Genomic DNA, 7382 nt, shown 5'->3' with positions numbered 1-7382 from the left:
CTCGTCGTTCGCCAACGAGGTGACGCGGGTCGCCCGCGAGGTGGGCACCGAGGGCAAGCTGGGTGGTCAGGCCGAGGTGCGTGACGTCTCCGGCACCTGGCGCGACCTGACCCAGAGCGTGAACATCCTGGCCGGCAACCTCACCACCCAGGTCCGCGCGATCGCGGACGTGGCGACGGCGGTGACCAGGGGCGACCTGTCCCAGGCGATCACCGTCGAGACGCAGGGTGAGCTCGCCGAGCTCAAGGACAACATCAACCAGATGATCAACAACCTCAAGGACACGACCACCAAGAACGCGGAACAGGACTGGCTGAAGAGCAACCTGGCCCGCATCGGTGCTCAGCTCCAGGGGCAGCGCGACCTGCGTCAGGTCTGCCAGATGATCATGAGCGAGATCACCCCGGTGGTGGACGCCCAGCAGGGTGCGTTCTTCCTGTTGGAGGCCACCCGGGAGGGCCTGCGGCTGCGGCTGGCGTCGTCCTACGGGTACGCGCCGCGGCGCGGTGAGTCGGTGCTTTCGCTGGGCGAGGGCCTGGTCGGTCAGGCCGCGGTGGAGCGCCGCTCGATCCGGGTCGAGCAGACGCCGGCCGGCTACCTGACGATCGGTTCCGGTCTGGGCGAGGCGCCGCCGGCCGACCTGGTGATCGTCCCGGTGCTGTTCGAGGAGCGCGTGCTCGGCGTCATCGAGCTGGCCAGCTTCAAGAACTTCTCCGACCTGCACATGAGCTTCCTGCAGCAGCTGGTCGACACGCTCGGCGTCGTGCTGAACACGATCATCGCGAACGCGCGCACCGAGGAGCTGCTGGCGCAGTCGCAGCGGCTGACCCAGGAGCTCCAGGCGCAGTCGATGGAGCTGCAGCGTACGAACGCCGAGCTGCAGGAGAAGGCGGCGCTGCTCTCCGAGCAGAACCGCAACATCGAGATCAAGAACCGCGAGATCGAGATGGCGCGGCTGGGGCTGGAGGAGAAGGCCGAGCAGCTGGCCCTGTCCAGCCAGTACAAGACCGAGTTCATGGCGAACATGAGCCACGAGCTGCGGACCCCGCTGAACTCGCTGCTGGTGCTGGCCCGGCTGCTGGCCGAGAACACCGAGTCGAACCTCACCGGACGCCAGATCGAGTTCGCCCGCACGATCCACGACGCCGGTTGGGATCTGCTCACGCTGATCAACGACATCCTCGACCTGTCCAAGGTCGAAGCGGGCAAAATGGACGTACACGCCGGCCGGGTCGCGCTCGACGACGTCTGCGGTTACGTCGAGCAGACGTTCCGCGCCCAGTCCGAGTTGAAGGGGCTGCGGTTCGCGGTCGACCGCGGGCCGGGCGTGCCCGACCAGCTGTTCACCGACGAGCAGCGTCTCCAGCAGATCCTCAAGAACCTGCTGTCGAACGCGGTGAAGTTCACCGACGCGGGCACGGTCACGCTGTCGATCCACGTCGGGCCGGAGGACATGCTGTTCGCCAGCCCGACGCTGAACGCCGCCGACCGCGTCGTCGCGTTCGCGGTGACCGACACCGGCATCGGCGTCGCCGCCGACAAGCTCAAGCTGATCTTCGACCCGTTCCAGCAGGCCGACGGCTCCACCAGCCGCAAGTACGGCGGCACCGGCCTGGGCCTGTCGATCTCCCGGGAGATCGCGCGGGTGCTCGGCGGCTCGATCACCGTGCAGAGCGACGTCGGTCGCGGCAGCACGTTCACGCTGTACCTGCCGGAGCGCTACCCCGGGGAGGCCGCGGAGCCCGGTAGCGGTCTCGAGCGGCTGCCGGAGGACACCGGGCAGATCTTCTCCTCCTCGACGTACTCCGGGCCGCTGCGGAGCGCGCCGACGAGCATCGTGGACGCCGAGGACATCGGGGCCGCGATCATCACCCAGGGCGCGAGTTCGGCCCGCCCGACGCTGCCGGAGCTGTCGGCGCCGGTGAGTTACGAGGAGAAGCCGCGGCCGCCGGCACCGACCCCGCGGCAGGTGGAGTCCTCGCGCCCGCCGCGCGGCCGGACCGGGCCGACCGTCGACACGTCGGTGCTGGCCGGACGCACCGTGCTCATCGTCGACGACGACGTGCGCAACGTGTTCGCGCTGACCTCCGCGCTGGAGTTGCACGGGCTCACCGTGCTCTACGCCGACAACGGTGCGGCCGGCATCGCGATGCTGCAGGCCCACCCGGAGGTGGACCTCGTCCTGATGGACGTCATGATGCCCGACATGGACGGTAACGAGACGACAGCCGCGATCCGGAAGATGCCCGGGTTCAGCGAGCTGCCGATCCTGTTCCTCACCGCGAAAGCGATGCCCGGCGATCGGGACAAGAGCCTGGCGGCGGGAGCGAGCGACTACATCACGAAGCCGGTCGATCTCGATCGGCTGCTCCGATTGATGGCCGGGTGGGTCACCCGTGACGCGGGCGCGCCCGGACCTGCCGCGTGAGCACTGAGCGCAAGCGGGCGAAGGTCCTCCTGGTCGACGACCGCCCCGAGAACCTGCTCGTCCTGGAAGCGATCCTGCAGGGACTGGACCACGACCTGGTCACCGCGCCGTCGGGTGAGGAGGCGCTGAAGCGTCTGCTCACCGACGACTTCGCGGTGATCCTGCTCGACGTCCAGATGCCGGGGATGGACGGTTTCGAGACGGCGGAGCACATCAAGCGCCGGGAACGCACCCGGCACATCCCGATCGTGTTCCTCACCGCGATCGACCGGAAGCCGCACCACGCGTTCCGGGGTTACGCCACCGGGGCGGTCGACTACCTGGCCAAGCCGTTCGACCCGTGGGTGCTGCGGGCGAAGGTCAGCGTGTTCATCGACCTGTGGGAGAAGAACCGGCTACTGCTGGAGCGCACCGAGTTGCTCCAGCAGCGGGTGCACTCCACCGAAGTGGCGTCGACCGAACGGGGCAGCGCACTGGACCGGGCCCGCCTCCGCGTCCAGGAGGCGCTGGCCCGGTGCGAGGCGACCGACCCGGAGACCGCCGAGCTGCTCCGGGCCGCCCTCCACGACCTCGACTCGATCTAACGAATGGTGATCGTCTTCTCGACGCTGTACTGGTCGATGTCGGACGTGCGTGCGGTGAACACGAACTTCCAGTCACCGGCGATCGGCAGCTCCACCTGACCCACCGCGTGGTTCTCGGTGAGCGGTAGCGCGACGACGTCGGTGGAGACGTTCGCCGTCGCCAGCTCGGCCGAACCGCTCCACTCCTCGACCTTGACCGGCAGGCCGTTCTTGTCGAAGAGCGTGAGGTGCAGCTCGTTGCGTCCGATCCGGGCCGGCAGGTCGATCTGCAGCACGTTCGGGCCCAGGTCGACCTGGGCACTGTAGGGCAGGGCGGCGGCCGCCGCGGCGGCGTCGTCGGCGCTGCGTGCCGGGGCCACCTGCACCAGGGCGGTGGCCAGCGCGAGCACGACCGCGCCGAGCGCGACCTCGATCGCGACGCGGGAACGCAGGCGCCGCACCTCGTCGGCGGCGCGTCCGGACGCGGAGAAGTCCGACGTCTCGGGCTCGGGTTCCTTGGCCTTCTTCGGCGTGGCCTTGGCCTTGGTCTTCTTGGCCGCCGTCTTCGTAGCCGCCGCGGGCTTTTCGGCCTTGTCGGCCTTCTTCGACGGGGTCTCGGGGTCCTCGGCGGCGAACGCGTAGGCCACCGGGACACCGAACCGGCGGTTGATCCAGGCGCGCGCGTTCGCGGCCACCACCATGATCGCGCCGAGCCAGATCACCTTCGTCAGCACGAGCTGCCCGTAGGTGGTGTTGACCAGCCGGTCGATGCCCCGGAACCCCCCGATCTCGAGGAACGTCTCGATCACGCCGCTGAACACCAGCGCGCCGACCGCCCAGAACGCCCACCGCGACCAGACCGGCAGGATCACCTCGAGCTCGCGGTACTTGGCCCGCGGCAGCAGGTAGAACGCGAGGACGACGAGCCCGCCGAGCCAGACCGCCATCGACCCCACGTGCAGCGTGATCGCCGGCACCGAGACGATCGGCGCGGGCGACTGGCCCGCGTGCCCGGCGAACGGGAACGTGATCAGCAGGGCCACGCCGAGCACCGCGACCAGCACCCGGTCGACCGGCCCCGCCCAGCCGGGCGCGTCACCGTCCTTGGACGCCGGACGCAACACCCGGATCAGCACCGGGATCACGGCGACGAGCAACGCCAGCCGGATCAGCAGCGCCCGCCCGACCGTCTCGTCGATCGCCTCGCCGATACCGCTCACCGAGACGTCGGCGAGCGTGCCTCCGTCCGCGTACGGCGCCTGCAGCACGAGCACGCCGAGCGTCCCGGCCGCGAGCAGGCCCCAGCCGGTCCAGGCCACGCGTCGCGGGCCGGCCGTGGCCAGCCGTCGGGGCCAGAGGCCGAGCACGATCACCAGCGGCCCGGCGAGCAGCACGAGCCCGGCGTAGGCGGCGTACCGGCTGACCGACTGCACCCCGCGCACCCCGTTGTCCACCGACGCCGACGCGGTGCCGGAGTTGACCTCCGAGGCTTTCGCGCCGAGCGCCGACGGGACCCGGGAGCTGAACGTGTACCCACCCGAGACCGGGTGCCCGTCGGCGGAGATGACCCGGTAGCTCACCAGGTAGGTGCCGTCGGAGAGGCCCGACTTGAGCGGAATGCGTACGCGTGCGCCGCCGTTCACCGTGGTCGGCTCGCCCTGCACGACGTTCGCCCCGTCCGGGGCGATGACCTTGATCCGCCCCTTGACCGGCGTCACCCGCTCGCTGAAGTTCATCGTGACGACGGTCGGCGCGGGGTCGACGATCGAGCCGGTGGGTGGGTCGGTGCCCTCCAGCGTGGCGTGCGCCTGGGCCGGCGACGCGCCGAAGCCGATCGCCAGCAGGGCGAACAACGCCACTACGAGCGCTCGCTGGACCTTCCGCACGCGTTTCCCCATTCCTGTCGTTCGTGTCGTCATACCTGCCTCGGCAACGGCTCCGAGGCGCTCGGCGTTCGATCCGTGCGCGCCAGGAGCCAGACCAGGGCGGCCTGCACACCGGCGAGCAGGTGGTTCAGCTCGTGCCCGAGTTGGGCAGCTCCGTCGGCGACGTCGATCGAACTCGTCAGCAACAGACAACCAGCCAGCGCAACCGCGACCGGCACCAGGGCCCTGGCCCAGGCCGGTCGTCCGGCCACGAACAGGAACCCGATCGCGACCGCGACGTCGAACGACGCCATTTCGCGTCCGGTGTGCAACGCGGCGTCCGTTGTGCCCGGTCCAGCGACCAGGGCCGGCAGGGCCAGCAGCAGCTGCGCGACGGCCGAGATGCCCACCGCCCACCGCAGGACGCCAGCGTGCAGCACCCCGGTCCAGCCGGGGGCGTTCCCGGCCGGGGCCGGGCCGCCGGCCCGGGTGAACGCGAACCGCGGGCGGCGGCGGGCGGCGTTGTCGGCGGCGATCGCGGCGAGGACCTGCTCGGTGAGGTCGGGCACTCCGGCGGCCGGCCGCTGGGCCGCGCGGGCGGCTTCGGTGGCCTCGGTGGCGGCCGCGTGCCAGGTCCGGCACTCGGTGCACCCGGCGAGGTGGGCGTCGACGTCGGCCCGGTCGATTCCGGGGTCCTCCCGGTCCGTGAGCGCGGAGAGGGCGACCCTGATCTGTGCGCACTGCATACGTGGATAGTCGTCCGTCGCCGGGCGATGGTTCCCGGGCGTTCGGTCGTAGGCTGAACGGGTGCCCGACCCCGACGACGTCACCGAGTGGGCACTGCGCGCCCAGCACGGCGACGCGTTGGCGACCGCGGCGTTCGTCCGGGCCACCCAGCCGGACGTCTGGCGGTTCTGCGCGTCGCTCGTCGACGCGGACGCCGCCGACGACCTGACCCAGGAAACGTATCTGCGGGCGTTCCGGGCCCTGCCGTCGTTCGCGGCGCGCTCCAGCGCACGCACCTGGCTGCTCGGCATCGCCCGGCGCACCTGCGCCGACCATCTGCGGTCGGTGGTGCGCCGCCGTCGCCTCGACGAGGTGCTGCGAGCACGGTTCGCGCCGGTCACTCCCGATCCTTCCGGCACCGCTGACGCCACCGACCTGCTGGCCCGGCTCTCCACCGAGCGCCGCTCGGCGTTCGTGCTCACCCAGCTCGTCGGCCTCTCGTACCAGGAGGCCGCCGCCGTGGAGGGCGTCCCGGTCGGCACCATCCGCTCCCGAGTGGCCCGAGCCCGCGACGACCTCGTAGCGGCCCTTACGTCAGCCTGAGCAGTTGCTTGTCGAGCGCCGCCAGGCGCGAACGCCTGAACCTGGAGCCCCGGGCGGCCGCCCACAAAAAGGACTCCCAGGGAGAGGGGCGTCTCCCTGGGAGTCCTTGGACCGGCAGGTCACGCGCGTCCAGCCGGTCGTTCGGATCGCGATGTACCTCCGCGCAGGCGAGGTATTCAGCCGTGGCCCAGGTTCCCCTGTCTCCCAACCCGGACCACGGCCGCCACCGCTCCCACCCGCAACCCCGGGTCGCCCACCTCCGACGGAACCGGCATCGCGCTGCGGTGAACTCAGTTCAGCAGTCCCGGGCAGTAATCAGAACGGGTTGGGGGCACCATTACGCACTGCTTAATGTCGGCTTGAGAGATCTCGGCCTTCACGCCTTTTCGAGTCGGAAACGGTCACTAATCGCCCCAGTCACATCTGCCACATGACTCCCAGCCGACTGCGGAGAGTGACGGTCGTCATGTCCCGGGAACCGATCGGGCCGCCGGGACGACCAAGTAGCGATGACCACGCGAAGCGAACCCGCGCGCCGCGCCCCGGCCTGGTGGCCGGCGGCCCGGCCCTGGCTGCCGGTGGCCGCCCGGCTGCTCCTCGGCGGCGTCTGGCTCTGGGCCGGTGGCGCCAAGGCCGGCGACCTCGCCGCCTCGGTGCGCGCGGTGCGCGCCTACCAGCTGCTGCCGGACGGGCTCGCGACCGTCGTCGGCGCCGGCCTGCCCTGGCTCGAGATCGTGCTCGGCCTCCTGCTGATCGCCGGGGTGGCCGTGCGGTTCGGGTCGGTCTTCTCCGCCGCCCTGCTCGTCGTCTTCCTGGTCGGCATCGTGTCCGCCGCCGCCCGTGGCCTGCGGATCGACTGCGGGTGCTTCGGCAGCGGCGGTGAACTCGACCCCGACCAGAGCACCGCGTACACCCTCGAAATCCTCCGCGACAGCGCGTTGCTGCTGGTCGCCCTCGCGTTGGCCCGCTGGCCGCGCGGCCGTCTCGCCGTCGACAACTGGATCTCCGGAAGCTGAGAAAAGATGAGTGGGAAGTCGTCGAACAAGGCCCGGCGGATCGCCGCCGAACGACTCGCCGAGCAGCGCGCCGCGGAACGGCGACGGCGCGCGGTCATCGTCTCGGTGATCGCGCTGGCCGTGCTGGTGCTCGCGGCCGGCATCGGCGTGACGTACTACCGGTCCACCCGGCCCGACGACG

6 protein-coding genes are annotated in these 7382 nt (G+C 70.9%); 4 read left to right on the top strand and 2 right to left on the bottom strand.

Features of this window, described 5'->3' with window-relative positions:
- On the top strand, positions 1-2428 hold a 2428-nt coding region (locus ABD437_RS42890), incomplete at its 5' end, for an ATP-binding protein (RefSeq protein ID WP_344654760.1).
- A complete protein-coding gene (locus ABD437_RS42885) occupies positions 2425-3012 on the top strand; it encodes a response regulator (protein ID WP_084701758.1) in 588 nt (195 codons plus the stop codon). The genes ABD437_RS42890 and ABD437_RS42885, both read left to right, overlap by 4 nt.
- On the opposite strand, the gene ABD437_RS42880 is transcribed toward ABD437_RS42885, so the two are convergent.
- Both ABD437_RS42880 and ABD437_RS42875 read right to left on the bottom strand, forming a co-directional pair.
- Entirely contained in the window at positions 3009-4877 is a 1869-nt protein-coding gene (locus tag ABD437_RS42880; protein WP_344654759.1) for a copper resistance CopC/CopD family protein, read from the bottom strand. The genes ABD437_RS42885 and ABD437_RS42880 overlap by 4 nt on opposite strands.
- 29 nt (positions 4878-4906) lie before the next feature.
- The gene (locus tag ABD437_RS42875) at positions 4907-5602 is read right to left on the bottom strand and encodes a zf-HC2 domain-containing protein (protein ID WP_344654758.1); all 696 of its coding nucleotides are present in this window, start codon (positions 5600-5602) and stop codon (positions 4907-4909) included.
- Positions 5603-5663: 61 nt separating this feature from the next.
- Between ABD437_RS42875 and ABD437_RS42870 the strand changes: the two genes are divergently transcribed.
- Both ABD437_RS42870 and ABD437_RS42865 read left to right on the top strand, forming a co-directional pair.
- The gene (locus ABD437_RS42870; RefSeq protein ID WP_344654757.1) at positions 5664-6185 is read left to right on the top strand and encodes a sigma-70 family RNA polymerase sigma factor; all 522 of its coding nucleotides are present in this window, start codon (positions 5664-5666) and stop codon (positions 6183-6185) included.
- A 509-nt stretch (positions 6186-6694) separates the two neighbouring features.
- Positions 6695-7201, top strand: coding sequence for a MauE/DoxX family redox-associated membrane protein (locus ABD437_RS42865; RefSeq protein WP_344654756.1), 507 nt, complete (start codon positions 6695-6697; stop codon positions 7199-7201).
- Positions 7202-7382 lie beyond the last annotated feature (181 nt).

Origin of the sequence: Cryptosporangium japonicum (assembly GCF_039524755.1) — a bacterium.
In the GTDB taxonomy this organism is placed as follows: domain Bacteria; phylum Actinomycetota; class Actinomycetes; order Mycobacteriales; family Cryptosporangiaceae; genus Cryptosporangium; species Cryptosporangium japonicum.
The sequence above is the reverse complement of the archived record's forward strand: the minus strand, read 5'-3'. Positions and strand labels throughout refer to the sequence as shown.